The organism is Cellulomonas marina, from assembly GCF_900111925.1.
Lineage (GTDB): Bacteria > Actinomycetota > Actinomycetes > Actinomycetales > Cellulomonadaceae > Cellulomonas > Cellulomonas marina.
Window position 1 is genome coordinate 24,038 of record NZ_FOKA01000002.1, and the last position, 21,670, is coordinate 45,707.

The window sequence follows — 21,670 nt, forward strand, 5'->3', positions numbered from 1 at the left end:
GGCCGGGTCCCGCCGAGCGGAGGGAGGGCGCCGTCGCACCCGTTCTTGGCCTGCAGATGGGGTGGCGCGGGCGATTCCCCGTTAGTGTCGCCGCATGGCTCTGCTGCCCCGACTCCGTCAGCTGATGCGGCGGCCGGTGTCCGCGTCGCGGGTCGGCGCCCGCCGGCCGACCGGCGCCGCACGCCGCGGCGACACCCTGCACGAGGACGCGCTGCGCTCGATGCTCGGCGACGACCCGAACGACGAGAAGGCCTTCGTCGCCCTCGCCGAGATCGTCCGTCGCCGTGCGGCCGAGGCCGTCGCCCACGAGGACCCGCTGTCCGGCCACGCCGAGGAGGCCGTGACGGCCGACCGCGACGCCGAGCGGCAGAAGGCGGCCGACCTGGCCGTCTGGTCGCTGGGCGAGGAGCTGGCGGGCAACCCCCGGGCGTGGTACCCGCTCGTCGAGGTCGCGCGGCTGTCCGTCCGCGACGACCCCGAGGGCGCCGCGCGGCGCCTGTCGACCGCGGTCGAGCGCGACCACTCGGGCCGTGCCCTGGTCGCCGCCGTCGGGCTCCTGCGCCAGGCCGGCCGACCCGTCGAGGCGCTCAACCTCGGCGTGGGCCACTGGCGCCCGAAGGAGCACGACCCCGAGGTCGCGCGCGAGCTGGTGCTGGCCGCGCTCGAGGCCGACCGTCCGGGCGAGGCCAAGCAGCACATCGCCGCGCTCGACCTGCACCCGCGCCAGCGCGCCGTGGCGGACCTGCGCACCGAGCTGCAGGCGCTCGTCGCCCGCGCGGAGGGCTCGCCGGCCGGCGGCTCGCCGGCCGGCGCCTGACGGCCGCACCACCGGCACCACCGCCACCTGCACCACACGTCGTCGCACGCAGACCGCCGGCGGCGAAGACGAGGGGCCCGCCCCGACCGTCCGGTCGGAGCGGGCCCCTCGTCGTGCGTCGGGCGCTCGGCGCCGCGGTCAGGACTCCCCGCCCGCGTTGCCCGAGGTGCCGGCGGCCACGTCGTGCAGCCGGTACTTCTCGATGGCCCGCGCCGGGACGTCGGCGTCGACCGCGCCCTGCCGCGCGAGCTGCTGCAGCACGCGCACGGCGGTCGACGGGCCGTCGATCTTGAACCAGCGCCGGGCGGCGGCGCGCGTGTCGGAGAAGCCGAAGCCGTCCGCGCCGAGCGTCGCGTAGTCGCCGGGCACCCACGCGCGGACCTGGTCGGCCACGAGGTGGTCGTAGTCCGTCGTGGCGACGAAGGGACCCTCCGCACCGGCGAGCCGCTGCGTCAGGTAGGCCTGGCGCGGCTCCTCGCCGGGGTGCAGGAACGTGTGCTCGTCGGCGGCCAGGCCGTCGCGGCGCAGCTCGTTCCAGCTCGTCACGGACCACACCGCGGCGCGCACGCCCCAGTCGTCGGCGAGGAGCTGCCGGGCCTCGAGCGCCCACGGCACGGCCACGCCGGAGGCCAGGATCTGGGCGCGCGGCCCGTCGCCCTCGGCCTCGGCCACGCGGTGGACGCCGCGCAGGATGCCCTCGACGTCCACGCCCTCCGGCTCGGCCGGCTGGACGATCGGCTCGTTGTAGACCGTGAGGTAGTAGATGACGTCGGGGTCGCGGCCGTCGTCGCCGTACATGCGCTGCAGGCCGTCGCGCACGATGTGCCGCAGCTCGTAGCCGTAGGCGGCGTCGTAGTGGACGACGTGCGACATCGTGCCGGCCAGCAGCGGGGAGTGGCCGTCGGCGTGCTGCAGGCCCTCGCCCGTCAGCGTCGTGCGGCCGGCCGTGGCCCCGACGAGGAACCCGCGCGTGAGCTGGTCGCCCGCGGCCCAGAACTGGTCCCCGGTGCGCTGGAACCCGAACATCGAGTAGTAGAAGTAGAACGGCACGAGGGGCTCGCCGTGCGTGGCGTAGGAGGTGCCGACGGCCTGGAACGCCGCGGCCGACCCCGCCTCGTTGATGCCCGTGTGCATGATCTGCCCGGACTCGGACTCCTTGTAGCTCAGCATGAGCTCGCGGTCCACGGCGAGGTAGTTCTGCCCGTTGGTGTTGAAGATCTTCGCGGTGGGGAAGATCGAGTCCAGGCCGAACGTGCGCGCCTCGTCGGGGATGATCGGGACGAGCCGCTTGCCGAGCTCCTTGTCCTTCAGCAGGTCCTTGAACAGGCGCACCAGCGCCATGGTCGTGGCGACCTCCTGGTGCCCCGAGCCCTTGGCCAGCCCCTCGTACGCCTTCGGCTCGGGCAGCGCGAGCGGCTTGTGCACGGAGCGGCGCTCCGGCACGAACCCGCCGAGCGCCTTGCGGCGGTCGAGCATGTAGCGGATCGCCTCGTCCTCCGGCCCCGGGTTGTAGTACGGGGGCAGGTACGGGTCGGCGTCGATCTGCCCGTCGCTCACCGGGATGTGCAGGCTGTCGCGCAGCGTCTTGAGCTCGTCGGCCTTGAGCTTCTTCATCTGGTGCGTGGCGTTGCGCCCGGCGAACCCGGAGCCCAGGCCGTAGCCCTTGATGGTGTGCGCGAGGATGACCGTCGGGGCGCCCGTGTGCTCGCGCGCGGCCTTGTAGGCGGCGTAGAGCTTGCGGTAGTCGTGCCCGCCGCGCTTGAGGGCCCAGATCTCGTCGTCCGTCATCTTCTCGACGAGCGCCTTCGTGCGCGGGTCGCGGCCGAAGAAGTTCTCGCGGATGAAGGCGCCGTTCTCGGCGCGGAACGTCTGGAAGTCGCCGTCCGGCGTGACGTTCATGAGGTTGACGAGCGCGCGGTCCTTGTCCGCGTTGAGCAGGGTGTCCCACTCGCGGCCCCAGATGACCTTGATGACGTTCCAGCCGGCGCCGCGGAACTGCGCCTCGAGCTCCTGGATGATCTTGCCGTTGCCGCGGACGGGGCCGTCGAGGCGCTGCAGGTTGCAGTTCACGACGAACGTCAGGTTGTCCAGGCCCTGCTGGGCGGCGTGCTGGAGCATGCCGCGCGACTCGGGCTCGTCCATCTCGCCGTCGCCGAGGAAGGCCCACACGTCCTGCTGCGAGGTGTCCTTGATGCCGCGGTGGTGCAGGTACTTGTTCGTCCACGCCTGGTAGATCGCGCTCGCCGGGCCGAGGCCCATGGAGACGGTGGGGAACTCCCACAGGTCGGGCAGGAGGCGCGGGTGCGGGTAGGACGGCAGGCCGCCGGCGGGGTGCGACCGCTCCTGGCGGAAGCCGTCGAGCTGGTCGGCGGACAGCCGGCCCTCGAGGAAGGCGCGGGCGTAGACGCCGGGGGAGGCGTGCCCCTGGAAGTAGACCTGGTCGCCGCCGCCGGGGTGGTCCTTGCCGCGGAAGAAGTGGTTGAGCCCGACCTCGGTCAGCGTCGCCACGGAGGCGTAGGACGAGATGTGCCCGCCGACCCCGATGCCCGGGCGCTGGGCGCGCGTCACCATGACGGCGGCGTTCCAACGGATCCAGGACCGGTAGCGCCGCTCGATGGCTTCGTCGCCGGGGAAGTACGGCTCGTTGTGCACCGCGATCGTGTTGACGTACGGCGTGTTGAGCGACGTCGGGATCGCCACGTTCTTCTGCCGTGCGTGCCGCAGCAGGCTCAGCAGCACGTAGCGCGCGCGGGGGCCGCCCTTGTCGCCGATGAGGCCGTCCAGGGAGTCGAGCCACTCCTGGGTCTCCTCGGGGTCGATGTCGGGGACCTGGCTGAGCAGGCCGCCGATGAGCGGGCCCGTCTCGTCGATCGAAGCCACGGAGTGCTCCTTGCTCGTCGGTGCTTCCTTCGTCTGCAGCCGGCGGGGCTGCTGCCTGCCGGGTGAGCGGCACGCACCGCCGGCGACGGCGCCCACCACGGACCGCGCCGCCGGGGGTGCCGGGCACCCCCTGCGGCGCCGGCGCGACCCGGCACGGTCGCTGTCATGACCATCATCCGGCCCTGCGCGGGTGAAAGTCACACCGGGCACCCCCGCGCGGGCGTGACGTGGGCGACAGGACCTCCCATGACCTCGTCGGACCGCCCCGGTCCGTCCCTGCGGTCGGCCCTCCGGCGGGCCTCGCGGGACCCGGCGCGGGTGACGGGGTCGGGCAGGGCTTGCCAGGTCAGCGCGGGTGCGGTGGGCTACGGTGAGCGGTCAACGCAGCCGGGCCGCACGGCCCGCTGCCAGCGGGTGCCGGAGGTCCGGCGCCGAGGGAAGGGATCGATCAGGACGTGGCATCCACCGCGGACGACGCCGGGACCGGCGCGGCAGGCCGCCTCGGCTTCACGAGGGGGCAGACCGTCCAGGAGCTCGGTTTCGACGACGACGTCGACGAGACGTTCCGGTCCGACCTCGAGGCCATCACGGGCTCCGAGCTCGTCGACGAGCAGTACGACGACGTCACGGACGGCGCGATCATCTGGTTCCGCGACGACGACGGGGACCTGACGGACTACCTCGTCGACGCGCTGACGGTCCTCGACGACAACGGGCCCATCTGGGTGCTCACCCCGAAGGCCGGGCGGCCGGGGCACGTCCCCCACAGCGACATCCAGGAGGCCGCCACCACCTCGGGCCTGCACGCGATGACGACCTTCGCGGTCGCCCCCGACTGGTCCGCCACGCGGCTGGGCACGCGCGGCCGCGGGAAGTGACGCCGGGGGCCGACGCGCCCGCTGCCGTCGGTGCGCCAGGTGCCGCCGGTGCGCCCGGTGCGCCCGCCGTCGGCGAGGACTTGGGGCCGCGGCTCGACGGCCTCGTGCTGCCAAACACGCACGGCACGCCGGTGCCCCTCGCGGGGCTGCGCGGGGCGCCGGCCCTGCTCGTCCTCCTCCCGTACGCCTTCTCCCGGACGTGCACCTCCGAGCTCGGCGAGCTGCGCGACGGCCTCGGCTCGCTCGAGGCGACCGGGGTGCGCGTGCTGGCCGTGTCGTGCGACCCGGTGCCCGCCCTGCGGGCCTGGGCGGAGCAGGAGCGCGTCGGCCTCGACCTGCTGTCCGACTTCTGGCCCCACGGCGCGGCCGCGCGGGCCCTCGGCGCCTTCGACGAGGTCAACGGCGTGGCGCGCCGCGGCAGCTTCCTCCTCGACGCTGGCGGCGTCCTGCGCTGGTCGGTGCTGGGCCCGTCGGGTCGGGCCCGACCCTTCGACGCCTACCGTGCGGCCGTCGCCGACCTCGTAGGCTGACGCCCGCACACGGGCCTGTAGCTCAGTTGGTCAGAGCGCCGCGTTTACACCGCGGAGGTCGTCGGTTCGAGACCGGCCGGGCCCACCGCACCCTCTCCACCCCGCCGACCGGTGCGCGCTGCCGCGTGAGACCTCGGCCACACCGTCGGGTGACGTCCCGCAGCCGGCCGGGTGGCGTCACCCGGCCGCGGTTACCGTTCTCCGCGTGTTCACCCTCGCGTCACTCTCAGCGTCACCGTCGCCGTCGCCCGCGCTCCACCACCTGCCCCGCCGGGTGCTCGCGCGGGTGGTGCCCGTCGGCGTCGCGGTCGTGGTCGCGGGCTCCGTCGGCGCCTGGTACCGGGACGTGCATGGCATCGTCGAGCAGGACGCGGGCCGGATCGCCCTGACGGTCATCCGGCTCCTCGACCCCGACCGCGAGGGCAACCTGTGGTCCTGGTACTCCGTGACGCTGCTGCTCGCGCTCGCCGTGGCGCTGGGCGTCGGGGCGCTGCAGCGGACGGGCCGGCGGCGGCGGGCGTACCTCGTGCTCACCGGTGTCGCGGTGTTCCTCAGCGCCGACGAGGGGGCCCAGCTCCACGAGACGCTGTCGCTCGTCGGCAACTTCGTCCTCGGCTCGGGCGGTCCGACCTTCGCCTGGGTGCTGCCCGGTGCGCTCCTCGCGGCGGCGGTCGCGGTCGGCCTGGTGGTCGTCGCGCGCGACGTGGAGCCGCGGCTGCGGCTGCGGCTGGTGCTGGCGGGCCTCGTGTTCCTCACGGGCGCGCTGGGGGTGGAGTCCGTCGGCGGCTCGTTCGCCGAGGGGCTCGTGATGGGGCAGGACGTCCCGCCGTCGCCCTACTACGTGCTGGTGGCCCTCGAGGAGACGCTCGAGCTGCTGGGCGCGTCGCTCGCGTTGTGGGCGGCACTGCACGCGGTGGTCGACCCCCGTCCCGTCGCCCCGGCCGTCGCGCCCGGGTCCACGTCCGGACCCGCGTCCGCGCCGACCGACCCGGCCCGGCCCGCCGACGCCGGCACGGCGGTCGCCGGCCGCTGACGGCGCGCGCCCGGGCCGGCGACCGTACGCTCGCGACGTGCGCGCCACCCTGATCCACGGACCCGCCGACATCCGCCTCGAGGACGTCCCGGACCCGCACGTGCGTCGGCCGACGGACGCCGTCGTGCGCGTCGTCGCCTCCTGCGTGTGCGGCTCCGACCTGTGGCCCTACCGCGGTGTCCGGCCGACGCCGGATCCGCGCCGCATCGGGCACGAGTTCGTCGGCGTGGTGGAGGAGGTCGGTGCCGACGTCCGCCGGGTGCGGGAGGGGCAGTTCGTCGTCGCGCCCTTCACCATCTCCGACGGCACGTGCCGGCACTGCCGGCGCGGGGTGCACACCTCCTGCGAGCACGTGGGCTGGTGGGGCGCGCCGGACCACGAGGGCATCCCCTCGGACGGGGGGCAGGGGGAGCGCGTGCGCGTCCCCCTCGCGGACGGCACGCTCGTCGCCACGCCGGAGCACCCGTCGCCGGAGCTCCTGCCCCACGTCCTCGCGCTGAGCGACGTCATGGGCACCGGGCACCACGCGGCCCGGGCGGCCGGCGTGGTGCCGGGGTCGACGGTGGTCGTCGTCGGCGACGGCGCCGTCGGCCTGTGCGGCACCATCGCGGCCCGCCGGCTCGGCGCGGAGCGCGTCGTCGTCATGTCCCGGCACGCCACCCGGCAGGACCTGGCGCGCTCCTTCGGCGCGACGGACGTCGTCGCCGAGCGCGGTGCGGAGGGTGTCGCCGCCGTGCGCGACCTGCTCGACGGGACCGGCGCGGACGCGGTCCTCGAGTGCGTGGGCAGCAAGGAGTCCATGCAGCAGGCGCTGGACACGGCCCGTCCCGGCGGGACGGTCGGATTCGTCGGGGTCCCGGCGGGCGGCCCCGAGCTGCCCGTGCAGCAGATGTTCTCGACGAACGTCGGCGTGCGCGGCGGCATCGCGCCCGTGCGGGCGTACCTGCCCGAGCTCCTCGAGGACGTGTGGGCGGGCAGCATCGAGCCCGGCTGGGTGTTCGACCTGACCCTGCCGCTCGCCGAGGTGGCCGAGGCCTACCGTGCGATGGACGAGCGCCGCGCGGTCAAGGTCATGCTGCGTCCGTGAGGCCGCCGGCGCGGCGGTAGCGTGCCGCCCGTGAGCACCCCGACGCCCGGCGCGACCCCCTCGACGTCCACGGGCCCGTCGGGTGGCACGTCCCCGGGCGGCGCGTCGTCGGGGGGCGCGTCCCGCACGCCGACGCTCGCGGAGGTCGTCGCGGTGCTCGAGCGGCGCTACCCGGGCCGGACCGCGGTGGCGTGGGACCGCGTGGGCCTCGTCGCCGGGGACCCGGCCGAGCCGGTGCGGCGGGTGCACCTCGCGGTGGACGTGACGGCCGACGTCGTCGACGAGGCGCTCGCGGCCGGTGCCGACCTCCTCGTCGTGCACCACCCCCTGCTGCTGCGCGGCGTGCACGGCGTCGCGGCCGACACCTGGAAGGGCGCCCTGGTGCACCGGCTCGTCCGGGGCGGCGTCGCGCTGCTGACGGCGCACACGAACGCGGACGCCGCCGCCGAGGGCGTGAACGAGGCGCTCGCCCGCGCGATCGGGCTGCGCGACCTGCGCCCGCTCGCCCCCGCACCCGCCGACCCGCTCGACACGCTCGTCGCGTTCGTGCCCGTCGAGGACGCGGACCGGCTCGTCGACGCGCTCGCCGCGGCGGGCGCCGGCGCGCTGGGGGACTACACGCGCTGCGCCTGGACGACGACGGGGACGGGCACCTTCGAGCCGAGCCCGGGTGCCCGACCGGCCCGGGGGGAGGTGGGCCGGCGTGCCGAGGTGGCGGAGGCCCGGGTGGAGATGGTGCTGCCGCGGCACCGGCGGGCGGCCGTCGTGGCGGCCCTGCGCGCCGTCCACCCCTACGAGGAGCCCGCGTTCGACGTCCTGGAGCTCGCCGACCTGCCGGGGTCGACCGGCCTGGGTCGCGTCGGGACGCTGCCCGCGCCGCTGACGCTGGACGCCCTGGCGCGGCGGGTCGCGGAGGCGCTGCCCGGCACGGCCGGCGGCGTGCGGTACGCGGGCGAGCCCGACGGCGAGGTGCGGACGGTCGCCGTGTGCGGCGGGTCGGGCGACAGCCTGCTCGACGAGGTGCGCGCGTCGGGGGCGGACGCCTTCGTCACCGCGGACCTGCGCCACCACCCGGCGTCGGAGGCGCGCGAGCGCGCGCTGTTCGAGGCGCGCACGGGGCGCCGCCCGGCGGCCACTCCGTACCTCGTCGACGCGGCGCACGCCGCGTCGGAGTGGCCGTGGCTGCCGCTCGCCGCGGCGGCGCTGACGGCCGACCTGGCCGGTGCGGGCGCTACGGTGGAGGTCCACGTCAGCACGCTGCGCACCGATCCCTGGACCGCCCGGGTGGACGCGGCACCGGGAGGGACCCTGTGACCACCGCCCCCGTCGCGGACCAGCGACGCCTGCTCGACCTGCAGGCGCTCGACACGCGGCTGGACCAGCTCGCGCACCGCCGGCGCACCCTGCCGGCCCTCGCCCGGCTGGCCGAGCTGGGCACCCAGGTGCAGGACCTGCACGGCGCGCTCGTCACCTCGCGCACCGCGGTGGGGGACCTCCGGCGCGAGGTCGCCAAGGCCGAGGCGGACGTCGCCCAGGTGCGCACCCGTGCCGCGCGCGACCAGGCGCGCCTCGAGTCGGGCGGCGTGGGCGCCAAGGACGCGCAGGCGCTCACGAGCGAGCTGGAGGCGCTCGCCCGCCGCCAGGCGGACCTCGAGGAGGTCGAGCTGGAGGCCATGGAGCGCCTCGAGGCGCACGAGGGCGCGCTGGCGGACCTCACGGCCGCGCACGACGCGCTGACCGAGCAGGTCCGGGTGGTCGAGGCCGAGCGCGACGCGGAGGCCGCGACCATCGACGCCGAGGCCGCCGGCCTGCGGGAGCAGCGCGCCGCGCAGGCCGCGGGGCTGGACGTCGCGCTCGTCGCCCTCTACGAGCGGCTGCGCGCCCAGCTCGGCGGGTCGGGTGCCGCCGCCCTGCGCGGCCGGCGCTGCGAGGGCTGCCGCCTCGAGCTCAACCCCCTCGACCTGGCCGGCATCGCGAAGAGGCCCGCCGACGAGGTCGTGCGGTGCGAGGAGTGCGGGCGCATCCTGGTGCGGCTCGCCCCCGACGAGCCCGCGGCGCCCGGCGTCTCCGGCCGGGCGTGAGCACCCGGCCGCACCCGCGCGGCCGGACGGACGAGGGGGAGCGATGACCGAGGGACCCGCACGCGGCGGCGAGCCGGGACGGCCGTCGGGCGCCAGCCCGCGCTTCGACGAGTCGCAGCCGTGCACGGTCGTGCTCGTCCGGCACGGGCGCACGGCCATGACCGTCAGCCGCGGCTACTCGGGATCGAGCGAGCCCGGTCCGCCGCTCGACGACCACGGGCGGGCGCAGGCGGCGGCCGTCGCCGAGCTCGTCGACCGGGTCGGCCGCGACCTGTGGGGCGACATGCCCTACCCGTCCGAGCTCGTGGCGTCGCCGATGGTGCGGACGCAGGAGACGGCGGGCGTCGTCGCGGCGCGCCTCGGGCTGGAGCCGCGCACCGACGCGACGTTCCAGGAGGCCGACTTCGGCGAGTGGCAGGGGCTGACGGCCGAGGAGATCGAGGCCCGGTGGCCCGGCCGGCTCGAGGCGTGGCACGTGCAGGGCGACCACCGGCCGCCCGGCGGGGAGTCCATCGCCGACGTGGGCCGGCGGCTGCAGGCCGGGCTGGACGCGCTCCTGGCGGCCGGGACGGACCGCACGGTCGTCGTCGTGAGCCACGCCGTCGCCATCCGCGCCGCGCTGGGCACCGCCATGGGCGCGCAGCCCTCGTCGTGGAGCCAGCTCCGCGTGGCCCCCGCCTCGGTGAGCATCATCCGGCTGTACGAGGACCGCCGGCACGAGATCGCGGTCGTCGGGGTGCCGAGCGAGGGCTGGTCGGCGCCGGGGGCCCCGGCCGCCTGAGCCGGGGCGCTCGTCGGGCCGGTCGTCGGGTCGCTCGTCGGGCCGCTCGTCGGGCCGGTCAGCCCGTCAGGGCGAGGGCCAGCACGGCGGTGGCGACGACGGGCGGTGCCAGCAGCAGGCCCTGCCCGACGACGGTCCGCAGCGGCACCGCGAGCAGGACCTGGCGGCAGCGCTGCCACCACAGGATCGTGGCCAGGGAGCCCCACGGCGTCAGCAGCGGCCCGGCCCCCGTGCCGATGAGGACCGCGGCGAGCCGCAGGGGGTCCCCGCCGGCGGCGGGCTCCAGCGCGAGGTAGGCGGGCAGGTTGTTGACGGCGTTGGCCGCCAGCGCGGCGGCCGCGGCCAGGCGCAGGAGGGCGCCGAGGTCGTGCCCGTCGCCGGCGAGGGCCGTCAGCGGCGCGGTCGCCCCCGCGAGGTGCGCAGCCTCCACGGCCGCGAACAGCCCGGCCAGCAGCACCAGCGTCCGCCACGGCACGAGCTGGCCCGGGGTGCCGGGCAACGGCCGCCGGCGCAGGCGCGTCGCGACGAGGAGTGCCACGGCGGCGACGACCGCGGCGGGCGCGGTCGGCAGCCCCAGGACGAACGCGACGGCCAGCAGCCCCGTCACGGCCGCGCTCACGAGCAGGAGCGGGCGGTCGGGTGCCGCCCGCCCCGGTCGGACCTCGTACCGGCCGGCGACCCCGCGGCGGTCCCGCAGCGCCAGCAGGGCGACGGTGACGACGACCGCCACGAGCGCGGGGGCGGCCATGAGCCGCACGTAGGACGTGCCGGTGCTGCCCAGCGCGTGGGCGGCCAGGAGGTTCGTGAGGTTGGCGACGGGCAGCGTGAGGGACGCGGTGTTGGCCAGCGCGAGCACCAGCAGCGCGAACGCCAGGGGGTCGCTGCCGGTGCGTCGTGCGAGCGCGACCACGACCGGCGTGAGCAGCACGGCCGTCGTGTCGAGCGACAGCACGGCGGTCGCCAGGACGGCGAGCACGACGACCAGGCCCCACAGGACCGGCCGCCGGCCGCGTCCCAGCCGTGCCGCCAGGTCCGCGGCCGCGTCGAACAGCCCCGCCGCGGCGCAGAGCTCGGCGAGCAGCGACAGGGCCGCGACGAGCACGAGCACGGGCACGGTCCGGTCGGCGAGCCCGCGCGCGGCGTCGGGGGGCAGCCACCCCGTCAGCAGCAGGACGGGCAGGACGACGAGGGTCGCCGCCCACCACGGCACGGGCCGCCGGGTGCGGCCGCCCGTCATGCCGCGCCGACCACGAGGGTCAGCGTCCGGGGCCCGCGCGCGACGGCCGGGCCCAGCTCGACCCCGAGCACGCCGGGCGTCCCCGCGTCGGCCGGTCCCGGGAGGCGGCCGGCGGCGTCGGCCAGCTCGTCGGCGTCCCGGGGCGCGCGGCCGCGCCGGACGAGCAGGTGCCGTACGAGCAGGCCGCGGGCGTGCTTGGCGTGGTGCGAGACGACGGACCGCACGCCCCCGAGGTCCTGCTCCACGCGCACGGTCAGCCAGGAGGCGCCGCGCGGCGGGCGCCACGCCGCCGCGTAGGCGGCGGAGCGGACGTCGACGACGAGGCCGGCGCCGGCGTCGTCGTCGAGCGCGGCCGCGTCGAGGACGGGGGCCAGGTGGGGACGCCAGAAGGACGCCAGCGGACCCGGCCCGGGCAGCGTGGTGCCCATCGACAGCCGGTAGGCGGGGACGGGGTCCTCGGGCGTGAGGACGCCGAACAGGGCCGAGACCGTCCGCACGGACGCCGCCGCACGGGCGCGGGCGCCGCCGGTGAGGCGGTCGAGGCCGGCCGCCGCGTAGAGCACGCCGCTGTACACGCCGCGGGCGGGGGCGGCCGGGGCGGTGGCGAGCGCCGTGTTGGCGCGCACCTCGTCGGCCAGCGCGCGACCGGTGCCGAGCACCGCCGCGGCGTCGGGGCGCCCGCTGGCCGTGACCAAGGCCGCCAGGACCTCGGCGCGCGCGCCGGTCAGGGCCGGGGCGTGCAGCGCGTCGAGGGCGAGGGGAGGGGCGGACGCGGCGGGGCGCCGCTTGCCCTCCGACGGGGGCAGCACGAGGAGCACGACGGGAGCGTAGGTGCTCCGTCGGCGGGGCACGGCCGCGCGGCCGCGAGCGGGTGCGGAGGTGGTCCGCGCACGGGCTAGGCTGGCCGCGCGGATGAGTCGGTCAGGCGGCCGCGTCGGACGGGTGCTCGCACCGGTCCGCCGAGGAACGTCCGGGCTCCGCAGGGCAGGGTGGTGGGTAACGCCCACCCGGGGTGACCCGCGGGACAGTGCCACAGAGAACAGACCGCCTCCCGGTCCCCGGTCCGCCGGGGGCAGGGCGGTAAGGGTGAAACGGTGGTGCAAGAGACCACCAGCGCACCGGGTGACCGGTGCGGCTCGGCAAACCCCACCCGGAGCAAGGCCAGACAGGGAGCGCTCGAGGGCTGCCCGCCCGAGCTCCCGGGTAGGCCGCTGGAGGCGTGCGGCGACGCACGTCGTAGATGGATGGTCGCCACCCGCACCGGGGCAACCGGGTGCGGGGACAGAACCCGGCGTACCGACCGACTCATCCGCCCCGCACGGGCGCCCGGACCCGGCGCCGGTGTGGCCGAGCGCACGGGGCACCTCCGCCGGCACCTCCCCGGCACCGGGGCGCCCGCGTCTAGGCTCGTCCGATGCGGGTGTCGGAGCGGGAGCGGGAGCAGGGGCGGACGCGGGTGCGGGAGCGCCTGCTCGTCGGCGTGCTGCTGCTCGTCGTGTCCGGGTTCGCGCTGCTGCTGCTCGCCGGGCACGGTCCGTGGGCCGGGCCGGTGCTCGTGACGATCACGCAGTCGCACGGGATCAACGAGGGCGACGTCGTCGTGGTCGTGGGGTGGCTGGCGGCGGCCGTGTGCGCGGCGCTGCTGGTCCGGCGGCGCTGACCGCCCGCGCGGCCCTCGTCGTGCGGGGCCGGGGGGCCACGCCTAGCGTCGGAGGGGCCGCGACCAGGCGGCGCGAGACGGAGGCGATCGTGACCGAGTCCGACATCCCCCTGCCCGACGCGAGCGTGACCGGCGAGGACGTGGAGCGCGCGCCCGGGCCCGACAGCGCCCCCGACGCGCTCGGCGACCCCGGCATCGACGAGGTGCGCGCCGAGCGCGAGGACGACGACGCCGTCGCCCGGTCGTTCGGCGAGGAGGGGACCGACACCGACCCCGCCAGCTTCCTGTCGCCCTGAGCCGGCCTCTGCCACGATCGGTGGCATGGCTGGGGGCAGGGGTACGGGCACGAGCGGGAGCGCGCCGCGGGACGGGTTGCTCGCGCGCGTCGACGCGCTGACCGCGCACCACGAGGACCGCGAGACCAAGCGCATGTTCGGCGGGACCGCCGTCATGCTCGACGGGGTCATGGCGGTCGCCGTCATGCGCGACGGGCTGCTCGTGCGCGTGGACCCCTCGCAGGGGCCCGGGCTCCTGCGCGAGCCCGGGGTCGAGCCCTTCGTCATGGGCGGCCAGGAGGGCTCGCCGGGATGGGTGCGCGTCCTGGCGGAGGTGCTGGAAGACGACGACGAGCTCGAGGAGTGGGTCGACCGCGGCGTCGCCCGCGCGCGCGTGCTCGGCGCGCTGCCCGACGCGGGGACGCGCGCGCGCCGACGGCGGGCCGCCCGGTCCTAGGCCGCGGCGCCCGCCGCCCGCGTCGCGGCGGGACGCCCGTCAGCGGCGCTCCTCCTGGTGCACCTGCGCGGCCAGTGCCGCCGCGCCGATGATGCCGGCGTCGTTGCGCAAGGCCGCGGGGACGATCCGCGTCCGCAGGTCCAGCAGGGGCAGGAAGCTCTCGTGCTTCTTGCTCACCCCGCCGCCGACGACGATGAGGTCCGGCCAGAACAGGTTCTCGACCACCGAGAAGTAGCGCTGCAGGCGCTGCGCCCACTGCTCCCAGTCCAGGCCCTCGCGGTCGCGGGCGGAGTCGGCTGCGCGGCTCTCGGCGTCGTGCCCGTCGATCTCGAGGTGGCCGAGCTCCGTGTTGGGCACGAGGCGGCCGTCGACGAACAGCGCGCTGCCGATGCCCGTGCCGAGCGTCGCGACGAGCACGACCCCGCGCACGTCCTTCGCCGCACCGTGCTGCACCTCGGCGAAGCCGGCGGCGTCGGCGTCGTTGACGGCCAGCACGTGGCGCCCGGTCGCCTCCGCGACGACGCCTTCCACGTCCGTACCGATCCAGGACTTGTCGACGTTGGCCGCGGACTGCGCCACGCCGTGCAGGATCACCGCGGGGAACGTCACCCCGAGCGGCACGTCGGGCGCGAGGTCGAAGCTCGCGACCACCTCCGCCACGGTCCGCGCGACCGCCTCGGGCGTCGACGGCTGCGGCGTCGGGATGCGGACGCGGTCTCGCTCGAAGGCGCCGGAGGCCACGTCGACCGGCGCGCCCTTGATGCCGCTGCCGCCGATGTCGACGCCGAAGGCCAGCGCGGCCGGGACCGTCGCGGTGTCGAGCGAGCGGCGGTCGTGCTTGTCGGCGCCCTCGTCGTCGTGCCCGTGCCCGTGCCCGTGCCCGTCGTGCTCGTGCTCGTCGTGCCCGTGCTTCTCGTGCTTGTGCTTGTGCTTCTTGTCCTTGCTCATGGCAGCGTCAGGATCTCCGCTCCGTCATCGGTGACCAGAAGGGTGTGCTCGAACTGGGCGCTGCGACGCCCGTCCGCGGTGACCACGGTCCAGCCGTCGTCCCAGGTGCGCCAGTCGGGGGTGCCGAGGTTGAGCATGGGCTCGATGGTGAAGACCATGCCCGGCTCGATGACGCGGTCGTACGCGGGGGCGGCGTCGTAGTGCGGGACGACCAGCCCCGTGTGGAACGCGGGCCCCACCCCGTGGCCGGTGTAGTCCCGCACCACGCCGTAGCCGAACCGCGCGGCGTACCGCTCGATGACGCGGCCGATGACGTTGACCTCGCGGCCGGGGCGGACCGCGCCGATGGCCCGGCGCAGCGCCTCGGCGGTCCGCTCGACGAGGAGCGCCGTCTCCTCGTCGACCTCGCCCACCGCGTACGTGGCGTTCGTGTCGCCGTGGACGCCGCCGACGAAGGCGGTGACGTCGACGTTGACGACGTCGCCCTCCTGCAGGACCGTCGAGTCGGGGATGCCGTGGCAGATCACCTCGTTGACGGACGTGCACAGCGACTTGGGGAAGCCGCGGTAGCCCAGCGTCGAGGGGTACGCGCCGTGGTCGAGGAGGAACTCGTGCCCCACCCGGTCCAGCTCGTCGGTCGTGACGCCGGGCGCGACGTGCCGACCGACCTCGGCCAGCGCCTGCGCCGCGAGCCGCGACGCCACCCGCACGCGTTCGACGGTGCCGGCGTCGAGGACGTCGCTGCCGGTCCACGGCTGCGGGGCGGGGCGGCCGACGTACTCGGGGCGGGCGATCTGCGGCGGCACCGGCCGACGGGGCGAGACGACCCCGGGCGTGAGGGCCGCGCGCGGCGCGTGGACGGGCATGGTGGCAGTCTAGGGACGCCGACCAGCGCAGGGACGACGAGAGGAGCCGCGACGTGGCGGACGGGTACTGGTACAACACGCGGACGCACGAGGTCGAGGAGGGCCGCCAGAGCGACTGGTCGCACCTCATGGGTCCCTACGCCACGCGCGGGGAGGCCGCGAAGGCGCTCGAGACGGCGAAGGCGCGCACGCAGGCCTGGGACGACGAGGACGCGCAGCGCTCCTGACCCCCCAGCGCCCCGCGGCGCCTCAGCGGTCCGTGAGCGCGAGCTCGCCGGTCCCGAGGGCCCGGGCGCGCGCCTCGCGGTCGGCCCTGCGGCGCAGCCGGGCGACGTCGTCGCCCGCGCCGGTCAGCAGCGCCGACACCGCGCCGGCCAGCCGCACGTCGCCGGCGGCGTGCTCCTCCGCGAGCACGTCCAGCCCCGCCGCCGCCGCCTCGAGCCTGCCCAGCACGAGGACGAGTCCCGGGTCCGTCGCCAGGCGGCGGTCGTCCAGCGCGTCGGCCAGCGCGCGCAGGCGGGGGGCGAGCAGCGGCGTCGCGGCCGCCGCCCGTCGCCGCAGCCCGCGCGCGAGGGCGGCACGGCGGGCGCGCTCGCGGGCGGCACGACCCAGCCGGGCAGCACCGGCCCCCGGGACGGCGGCGAGGACGTGCGCCACCACGCCCGGCCACCACGACCGGCGCAGGGGCCAGGCGCCGGCGGCGGCACCGAGGACCTCGAGCGCGGCGAGCAGCGCGGCGGCCGCCGCCTGCTCCGGGACCCGGTCGAGGGCCGGGACGGTGGCGACGAGTGCAGCCGCGCCGAGGAGCGCCGCGGAGGCCAGGCACCGCCCGTCGTCGCCCGCGGCGGCCGCGCTGCCGTGCGGGCCCGGTCCGGACCCCAGCGAGGCCAGCAGCGGGACGAGGCCGGCGGCGAGGAGCAGCACGGCGGGCACCAGCGACACGTCCATGGTCGCCTCCACGGCGGCGGGCCCGCGGTGCGGCGCGGGTCGTCGACGAGGTCCGCGGTCCTGGCCCGATCCTGGCAGGGGTGCGCCGCCCCGTCACCCTGATGCCGGGCCGACGTCGACCCGCGGCCTCAGGTGCGTGCGCGCAGGCGCGCGAGCACGGGTCGGTGGTCGGACCCGCCGGTAGCCGGCAGCACCCGCACCGACAGCACCCGCCAGGCCCGCGGGTCGACGAGCACGTGGTCGATCGGTGCCGACCACCACGAGGCGGCCCATGCGGGCCACGTCCCGGCGGTCGCGCGGCCGACGGCCCGCGCCGCGTCCACCGCCGGCTCCCACCGCCGCATCCACGGGTGGTCGAGCGTGGCGTTGAGGTCGCCGGCGAGCACGAGACCGGGCTCGTCGCGCCACCGCTCGACGAGCGCCCGCCCCTCGGACCGCCAGGCGGCCAGCAGGCGCAGGGCCCCCGGCGCCTCCGGGTGCGCGGCGACGACGAGCGGCACCGGCGAGCCGGGGTCCTGCGCACGGGCGGCGAGCCCGCCCATCGCCCCGGGGATGGTCTCGACCGCGCGCGGCCCGAGCCGCTCGGCCAGCAGCAGGGCCGTCGGGCCGGACCGGCGCCCGTCCGCGACGAGGCACCGCACGGGCCACCCGCGGTCGGCGAGCACCGCGGCCGCCGCACCCGCGGTGGCGCGGGTCGTCTCGGGCAGCACGGCCACGTCCGCCCCGTGCGCGACGACGAGGTCGGCCAGCACCGCGGCCGGCACGACCTCGAGCGTGTTGAACGCCAGCACCGTCAGGTCGGCGACGGCGTCGTCGCCCGGTTCCGGCCCGTGCCCGGGCAGCGGCCGGCGGCGCGCGACGAGCGCCGGCACGTGTGCCAGGCCGCCGACGACGAGCCCGGCCCCCACGCCCCGCAGGACCTCCCGCCCGCCGGCGGGGCCCCATCTGGCGCGCGTCCGCGACCGGCGACGAGCAGCGCCGCCCCGACGACGACCTGCCCCAGTGCGAGCGGGACGCGGAAGGCCAGCGCGTGCGCGAGCCCGGCCCGACCCGCGCCGACGCCGGCGGCGAGCGCCACCGGACCGGCCGCCACCGCCGCCGCCACGAGGGCGGCCCGCCGCGCCACGACGGCGGCTACCGCTCGAACGTGTGCTCGGGACCGGGGAAGCCGCCGTCCCGCACAGCCGCCGCGTAGGCCTCCGCCGCGGCGGTCAGCGCGGCGCCCACCTCGCCGAAGCGCCGGGCGAAGCGCGGGCTCCACCCCGTCATCCCGGCCATGTCGGTCCAGACGAGCACCTGCCCGTCGCACGCCGCGCCGGCGCCGATGCCGATGGTCGGGACCTCGAGCACCTCGGTGACGCGGGCCGCGACGGGCGCGGGGACCATCTCGAGGACGACCGCGACCGCGCCCGCCTCCTGCAGCGCCAGGGCGTCGGCGGTGAGGCGGTCCGCGGCCTCCTGCCCGCGGCCCTGCACGCGCGGGCCGCCCAGCAGGTGCTCGGACTGCGGCGTGAAGCCCAGGTGCCCGACGACCGGCACGCCGGCCCCCGTGAGCGCCTCGACCTGCGGCACGATCCGCGTGCCGCCCTCGATCTTCACCGCGGCGACGCCGGCCTCCTTGAGCATCCGCACGCCCGAGGCCAGGGCCTGCGCCGGCCCGGCCTCGTAGGAGCCGAAGGGCAGGTCCGCCACGACGAGGGCGCGTCGTGTCGCCCCGGCGACGGACCGGGCCGCGACGACGAGCTCGTCGAGCGTCACCGGCAGGGTCGTCGCGTGCCCGTGCATCGTGTTGCCGATGGAGTCGCCCACGAGCAGCAGGTCCAGCCCGGCCTCGTCGAAGAGACGGGCCGTCACCGCGTCGTAGGCCGTCAGCATCGTCAGCCGTCGGCCCTCGGCCTTGGCCTGGCGCAGGTGGTGCACGCGCACCCGGCGCGGCGGTGCGGTGGCGCCCGCCCCGCCCGCCCCGCTCGTCGTGCCCTCGCTCATCGGCCCATCTCCTCGCGCCAGCGCGTCGTCACCGGCAGCCGCCGGTCGCGCCCGAACGCCAGGGCCGTCACCTTCGGCCCCAGCGGGTACTGCCGCCGCTTCCACTCGGCGCGGTCGACCAGCGTGACGACCCGGTCCACCATGTCCGCCTCGAACCCGCGGGCCAGCAGCTCGTCGCGCCCCTCGGCGTGCTCGACGTACGCGTCGAGCAGCCGGTCGAGCACGTCGTACGGCGGCAGCGAGTCCTGGTCGACCTGGCCCGGCCGCAGCTCGGCCGACGGCGGCTTCGTGATGGACGACTCCGGGATCGGCGCCAGCTCGTCCGGCCGGAAGCGCGCGTCGAGAGCGGCGTGGTTGCGCCAGCGCGCCAGCGACCACACGCGCGACTTGTCGACGTCCTTGAGCGGCGCGTACCCGCCCACCGCGTCGCCGTAGATCGTCGAGTACCCGACGGCCAGCTCCGTCTTGTTGCCCGTGGCGAGCACGAGGTGCCCCTCGGCGTTGGACAGCGCCATGAGGATCACGCCGCGGACGCGGGCCTGCAGGTTCTCCTCCGCGAGCCCCTCGAGGTGCATCTGCCCCTGGAACGCCTCGACCATCGGCGCGATGGGCTGGACCCGGTAGTCCGCGCCGATCCGGGCGGCGAGGTCGGCGGCGTCGTCCTTCGAGTGCTCCGAGGAGTACACGGACGGCATCGACACCCCGACCACGTGCTCCCCGCCGATCGCGTCGGCGGCGATCGCGGCGACGAGCGCCGAGTCGATGCCGCCCGACAGGCCGAGCGCCACGGACCGGAACCCGTTCTTGCGCACGTACCCCGCCAGGCCGGTGACCAGCGCGCGGTACACCGCCTCGTCGGGCGTCAGGTCGGGCACCTGCGGGCCGTCCGCGAGGGGCTCGCCCGCCTCGGGCAGGTCCCACACCAGCAGGTGCTCGACGAACTGCGGCGCGCTGGCCAGGATCCGCCCGTCCGGCCCGACGACGAACGACCCGCCGTCGAAGACGAGGTCGTCCTGCCCGCCGACGAGGTTCGTGTAGACCAGCGGCGCCCCGAGCTGCTGCGCCCGCCGCGCGGCCAGCGCCGTGCGCACGTCGGTCTTGCCCTCCTCGAAGGGGGACGCGTTCGGCACGACGAGGACGTCGACGCCGACCTCGGCCAGCCGGGCCACGGGGCCGCCCTCCTGCCAGATGTCCTCGCAGATGACCAGGCCCACGCGCCGGCCGTCCACCTCGAGCACGCAGTCCTCGTCGCCCGGGGTGAAGACGCGGAACTCGTCGAAGACCCCGTAGTTCGGCAGGTGGTGCTTGTCGTACGTCCGCAGCACCTCGCCGCGGTGCAGCACCGCCGCGCGGTTCGTCGGGCGCTCCGGTGCGCCCTCGTGCTCCCGGGCGGTCTTCTCCCCGATGGTGCCGACGACGACGACGAGCTCGCCCAGGCCCTCGTCGGCGAGCGCGGCCGCCACGCGGTCCACGGCGGCCGCCGTCGCGGCGCGGAAGGAGTGCCGCAGGGCCAGGTCCTCCACCGGGTAGCCGGTCATCGCCATCTCCGGGAGCACGACGAGGCGCGCGCCGGCCGCGTGCGCCGCCCGGCACGCGTCGAGCACCGTCGTCGCGTTGCGGGCCAGGTCGCCCAGCCACGTGTCGACCTGGGCCAGGGCGATGCGCAGTCCTGCCATGCCCGCGAGCCTAGCCACGACCACCGCCGTCACGACGACCGACGTCACGACCACCGACGTCACGACGACCGACGTCACGACCACCGACGCCACGACCACCGACGCCACGACCACCGACGCCGCGCCGCGGCGCCCGGCAGCGCGTCGCATCGGGCAGGATGACCCCCATGGACAGGCAGCAGGAGTTCGTGCTCCGCGCGGTCGAGGAGCGCGACATCCGCTTCATCCGCCTCTGGTTCACCGACGTGCTCGGTGTGCTGAAGTCGGTGGCGGTCGCCCCGGCCGAGCTCGAGTCGGCGTTCGCGGAGGGCATCGGCTTCGACGGCTCGGCCATCGAGGGCCTCACCCGGGTCTACGAGGCCGACATGATCGCTCGCCCGGACCCCACGACGTTCCAGGTGCTGCCCTGGCGGGGGGAGCGGCACGGCACCGCCAGCATGTTCTGCGACCTGCTCAACCCCGACGGCGAGCCCTCGTCGGCGGACTCCCGGCAGGTGCTCAAGCGCGCGCTGGCGAAGGCGAGCGACGCGGGGTTCACCTTCTACACGCACCCCGAGGTGGAGTTCTACCTCTTCGAGGCGCCGGCGGACCCGTCGCGGCCGCTCGTGCCGGTGGACCAGGGCGGGTACTTCGACCACGTGCCGCGCGGCACGGCGCACGACTTCCGGCGCGCCGTCATCACCATGCTGGAGTCCATGGGCATCTCGGTGGAGTTCTCCCACCACGAGGCGGGCCCGGGCCAGAACGAGATCGACCTGCGCTACGCCGACGCGCTGAGCACGGCCGACAACATCATGACGTTCCGGACGGTGGTCAAGGAGATCGCCCTCGAGCAGGGCGTCTTCGCCTCCTTCATGCCCAAGCCGCTGGCCGACCAGCCGGGGTCCGGCATGCACACGCACCTGTCCCTCTTCGAGGGCGACCGCAACGCCTTCCACGAGCCGGGCAACGAGCTCGAGCTGTCGAAGACAGGTCGGGCCTTCATCGCCGGCATCCTGCGCCACGCCGCGGAGATCGCGGCGGTGACGAACCAGTTCACGAACTCCTACAAGCGCCTGTGGGGCGGCAGCGAGGCGCCGTCCTACGTCTGCTGGGGCCACAACAACCGCTCGGCGCTGGTCCGCGTCCCGCTGTACAAGCCGGGCAAGGGCAACTCCAGCCGCATCGAGTACCGCGGCCTGGACTCGGCGACGAACCCGTACCTCGCCTTCGCCGTGCTGCTGGCCGCCGGGCTCAAGGGCGTCGAGGAGGGCTACGCGCTGCCCGACGGGGCCGAGGACGACGTGTGGGAGCTGACCGACGCGGAGCGCCGGGCCATGGGGATCGAGCCGCTGCCGTCCTCGCTCGAGGCGTCGCTGGGCGTCATGGAGCGGTCCGAGCTCGTGGCCGAGACGCTGGGCGAGCACGTCTTCGACTACTTCCTGCGCAACAAGCGCCAGGAGTGGAAGGAGTACAGCGCCCAGGTGACGCCGTACGAGCTGCAGCGCTTCCTGCCCCGCCTGTGACGTGACCGCGACCCCACCCCGGCGC

At 76.4% G+C, this 21,670-nt stretch carries 22 protein-coding genes, 1 tRNA gene and 1 other RNA gene; 15 read left to right on the forward strand and 9 right to left on the reverse strand.

Going from position 1 to position 21,670, the window contains the following annotated elements:
- The first annotated feature begins 94 nt into the window (after positions 1 to 94).
- Positions 95 to 817, forward strand: coding sequence for a hypothetical protein (locus BM048_RS02630; protein ID WP_090030598.1), 723 nt, complete (start codon positions 95 to 97; stop codon positions 815 to 817).
- 138 nt (positions 818 to 955) lie between these two features.
- Here the strand turns inward: BM048_RS02630 and aceE are convergent, their stop codons facing one another.
- Positions 956 to 3,697: a pyruvate dehydrogenase (acetyl-transferring), homodimeric type gene (aceE, locus tag BM048_RS02635; RefSeq protein WP_090030942.1), complete on the reverse strand. Its 2,742-nt coding sequence runs from the start codon at positions 3,695 to 3,697 to the stop codon at positions 956 to 958.
- Between the two features lie 455 nt (positions 3,698 to 4,152).
- Here aceE and BM048_RS02640 point away from each other — a divergent pair, with 455 nt between their 5' ends.
- The 8 genes from BM048_RS02640 to BM048_RS02675 all read left to right on the forward strand — a co-directional run bounded on the left by BM048_RS02640 (position 4,153) and on the right by BM048_RS02675 (position 10,087).
- Positions 4,153 to 4,575: a DUF3052 domain-containing protein gene (locus tag BM048_RS02640; RefSeq protein WP_090030600.1), complete on the forward strand. Its 423-nt coding sequence runs from the start codon at positions 4,153 to 4,155 to the stop codon at positions 4,573 to 4,575.
- Positions 4,576 to 4,679: 104 nt separating this feature from the next.
- Complete coding sequence (locus BM048_RS02645; RefSeq protein ID WP_342351379.1) at positions 4,680 to 5,105, forward strand: redoxin domain-containing protein; 426 nt, start codon at positions 4,680 to 4,682, stop codon at positions 5,103 to 5,105.
- 11 nt (positions 5,106 to 5,116) lie between these two features.
- Positions 5,117 to 5,190, forward strand: a tRNA-Val gene (locus tag BM048_RS02650).
- Positions 5,191 to 5,310: 120 nt separating this feature from the next.
- Entirely contained in the window at positions 5,311 to 6,138 is an 828-nt protein-coding gene (locus BM048_RS02655) for a hypothetical protein (protein WP_139224274.1), read from the forward strand.
- A gap of 37 nt (positions 6,139 to 6,175) precedes the next feature.
- Positions 6,176 to 7,225: a zinc-dependent alcohol dehydrogenase family protein gene (locus BM048_RS02660; RefSeq protein ID WP_090030604.1), complete on the forward strand. Its 1,050-nt coding sequence runs from the start codon at positions 6,176 to 6,178 to the stop codon at positions 7,223 to 7,225.
- Positions 7,226 to 7,255: 30 nt separating this feature from the next.
- Positions 7,256 to 8,539 carry a Nif3-like dinuclear metal center hexameric protein gene (locus BM048_RS02665; RefSeq protein WP_090030605.1) on the forward strand — a complete coding sequence of 428 codons (1,284 nt, stop codon included), beginning with the start codon at positions 7,256 to 7,258 and terminating at the stop codon, positions 8,537 to 8,539.
- Positions 8,536 to 9,306: a zinc ribbon domain-containing protein gene (locus tag BM048_RS02670; RefSeq protein WP_090030607.1), complete on the forward strand. Its 771-nt coding sequence runs from the start codon at positions 8,536 to 8,538 to the stop codon at positions 9,304 to 9,306. The genes BM048_RS02665 and BM048_RS02670 overlap by 4 nt, the downstream gene beginning before the upstream one ends.
- Positions 9,307 to 9,349: 43 nt before the next feature.
- Positions 9,350 to 10,087, forward strand: coding sequence for a histidine phosphatase family protein (locus BM048_RS02675; RefSeq protein WP_090030608.1), 738 nt, complete (start codon positions 9,350 to 9,352; stop codon positions 10,085 to 10,087).
- A gap of 58 nt (positions 10,088 to 10,145) precedes the next feature.
- Here BM048_RS02675 and BM048_RS02680 read toward each other — a convergent pair whose 3' ends face one another.
- Both BM048_RS02680 and BM048_RS02685 read right to left on the reverse strand, forming a co-directional pair.
- Positions 10,146 to 11,324 carry an SLC13 family permease gene (locus tag BM048_RS02680; RefSeq protein WP_090030609.1) on the reverse strand — a complete coding sequence of 393 codons (1,179 nt, stop codon included), beginning with the start codon at positions 11,322 to 11,324 and terminating at the stop codon, positions 10,146 to 10,148.
- Positions 11,321 to 12,142, reverse strand: coding sequence for a YaaA family protein (locus BM048_RS02685; RefSeq protein WP_175499224.1), 822 nt, complete (start codon positions 12,140 to 12,142; stop codon positions 11,321 to 11,323). Before BM048_RS02685 ends, BM048_RS02680 begins: the two co-directional genes overlap by 4 nt.
- Before the next feature lie 95 nt (positions 12,143 to 12,237).
- Here BM048_RS02685 and rnpB point away from each other — a divergent pair.
- The 4 genes from rnpB to BM048_RS02705 all read left to right on the forward strand — a co-directional run bounded on the left by rnpB (position 12,238) and on the right by BM048_RS02705 (position 13,716).
- Positions 12,238 to 12,636: RNase P RNA component class A (gene rnpB, locus BM048_RS02690), an RNA gene on the forward strand.
- 102 nt (positions 12,637 to 12,738) lie between these two features.
- Positions 12,739 to 12,984 carry a hypothetical protein gene (locus BM048_RS02695; RefSeq protein WP_090030611.1) on the forward strand — a complete coding sequence of 82 codons (246 nt, stop codon included), beginning with the start codon at positions 12,739 to 12,741 and terminating at the stop codon, positions 12,982 to 12,984.
- Between the two features lie 89 nt (positions 12,985 to 13,073).
- The gene (locus tag BM048_RS17630; protein ID WP_139224275.1) at positions 13,074 to 13,280 is read left to right on the forward strand and encodes a hypothetical protein; all 207 of its coding nucleotides are present in this window, start codon (positions 13,074 to 13,076) and stop codon (positions 13,278 to 13,280) included.
- Between the two features lie 25 nt (positions 13,281 to 13,305).
- A complete protein-coding gene (locus BM048_RS02705) occupies positions 13,306 to 13,716 on the forward strand; it encodes a TfoX/Sxy family protein (protein WP_090030613.1) in 411 nt (136 codons plus the stop codon).
- A gap of 39 nt (positions 13,717 to 13,755) precedes the next feature.
- On the opposite strand, the gene ppgK is transcribed toward BM048_RS02705, so the two are convergent.
- Both ppgK and map read right to left on the reverse strand, forming a co-directional pair.
- Entirely contained in the window at positions 13,756 to 14,664 is a 909-nt protein-coding gene (gene ppgK / locus BM048_RS02710) for a polyphosphate--glucose phosphotransferase (RefSeq protein WP_090030615.1), read from the reverse strand.
- Positions 14,661 to 15,530, reverse strand: a complete 870-nt coding sequence (map, locus tag BM048_RS02715) for a type I methionyl aminopeptidase (RefSeq protein ID WP_090030616.1) — start codon at positions 15,528 to 15,530, stop codon at positions 14,661 to 14,663. Before map ends, ppgK begins: the two co-directional genes overlap by 4 nt.
- A 53-nt stretch (positions 15,531 to 15,583) precedes the next feature.
- Here map and BM048_RS17635 point away from each other — a divergent pair, with 53 nt between their 5' ends.
- Positions 15,584 to 15,757: an SPOR domain-containing protein gene (locus BM048_RS17635; protein WP_139224276.1), complete on the forward strand. Its 174-nt coding sequence runs from the start codon at positions 15,584 to 15,586 to the stop codon at positions 15,755 to 15,757.
- Positions 15,758 to 15,779: 22 nt separating this feature from the next.
- Here the strand turns inward: BM048_RS17635 and BM048_RS02720 are convergent, their stop codons facing one another.
- The 4 genes from BM048_RS02720 to BM048_RS02740 form a co-directional block, all read right to left on the reverse strand.
- Positions 15,780 to 16,478 (reverse strand): hypothetical protein, encoded by a 699-nt coding sequence (locus tag BM048_RS02720; protein ID WP_139224277.1) that lies wholly within the window; start codon positions 16,476 to 16,478, stop codon positions 15,780 to 15,782.
- Between the two features lie 128 nt (positions 16,479 to 16,606).
- Positions 16,607 to 17,386: an endonuclease/exonuclease/phosphatase family protein gene (locus BM048_RS02725; RefSeq protein WP_139224278.1), complete on the reverse strand. Its 780-nt coding sequence runs from the start codon at positions 17,384 to 17,386 to the stop codon at positions 16,607 to 16,609.
- 226 nt (positions 17,387 to 17,612) lie between these two features.
- Positions 17,613 to 18,464, reverse strand: coding sequence for a 3-methyl-2-oxobutanoate hydroxymethyltransferase (gene panB / locus BM048_RS02735; RefSeq protein WP_090030624.1), 852 nt, complete (start codon positions 18,462 to 18,464; stop codon positions 17,613 to 17,615).
- Complete coding sequence (locus BM048_RS02740; protein ID WP_308439460.1) at positions 18,461 to 20,290, reverse strand: NAD+ synthase; 1,830 nt, start codon at positions 20,288 to 20,290, stop codon at positions 18,461 to 18,463. The genes panB and BM048_RS02740 overlap by 4 nt, the downstream gene beginning before the upstream one ends.
- 17 nt (positions 20,291 to 20,307) lie before the next feature.
- Between BM048_RS02740 and glnA the strand changes: the two genes are divergently transcribed.
- Positions 20,308 to 21,645 carry a type I glutamate--ammonia ligase gene (gene glnA / locus BM048_RS02745; RefSeq protein ID WP_090030626.1) on the forward strand — a complete coding sequence of 446 codons (1,338 nt, stop codon included), beginning with the start codon at positions 20,308 to 20,310 and terminating at the stop codon, positions 21,643 to 21,645.
- Positions 21,646 to 21,670 lie beyond the last annotated feature (25 nt).

Coding starts and splice junctions, on each gene's coding strand:
- BM048_RS02680 (WP_090030609.1), bottom strand. CDS start 11,324: ATGACGGGCGGCCGCACCCGGCGGCCCGTGCCGTGGTGGGCGGCGACC.
- panB (WP_090030624.1), bottom strand. CDS start 18,464: ATGAGCGAGGGCACGACGAGCGGGGCGGGCGGGGCGGGCGCCACCGCA.
- BM048_RS02740 (WP_308439460.1), bottom strand. CDS start 20,290: ATGCGACGCGCTGCCGGGCGCCGCGGCGCGGCGTCGGTGGTCGTGGCG.
- glnA (WP_090030626.1), top strand. CDS start 20,308: ATGGACAGGCAGCAGGAGTTCGTGCTCCGCGCGGTCGAGGAGCGCGAC.
- BM048_RS02675 (WP_090030608.1), top strand. CDS start 9,350: ATGACCGAGGGACCCGCACGCGGCGGCGAGCCGGGACGGCCGTCGGGC.
- map (WP_090030616.1), bottom strand. CDS start 15,530: ATGCCCGTCCACGCGCCGCGCGCGGCCCTCACGCCCGGGGTCGTCTCG.
- BM048_RS02695 (WP_090030611.1), top strand. CDS start 12,739: ATGCGGGTGTCGGAGCGGGAGCGGGAGCAGGGGCGGACGCGGGTGCGG.
- BM048_RS02705 (WP_090030613.1), top strand. CDS start 13,306: ATGGCTGGGGGCAGGGGTACGGGCACGAGCGGGAGCGCGCCGCGGGAC.
- ppgK (WP_090030615.1), bottom strand. CDS start 14,664: ATGAGCAAGGACAAGAAGCACAAGCACAAGCACGAGAAGCACGGGCAC.
- BM048_RS02720 (WP_139224277.1), bottom strand. CDS start 16,478: ATGGACGTGTCGCTGGTGCCCGCCGTGCTGCTCCTCGCCGCCGGCCTC.
- BM048_RS02630 (WP_090030598.1), top strand. CDS start 95: ATGGCTCTGCTGCCCCGACTCCGTCAGCTGATGCGGCGGCCGGTGTCC.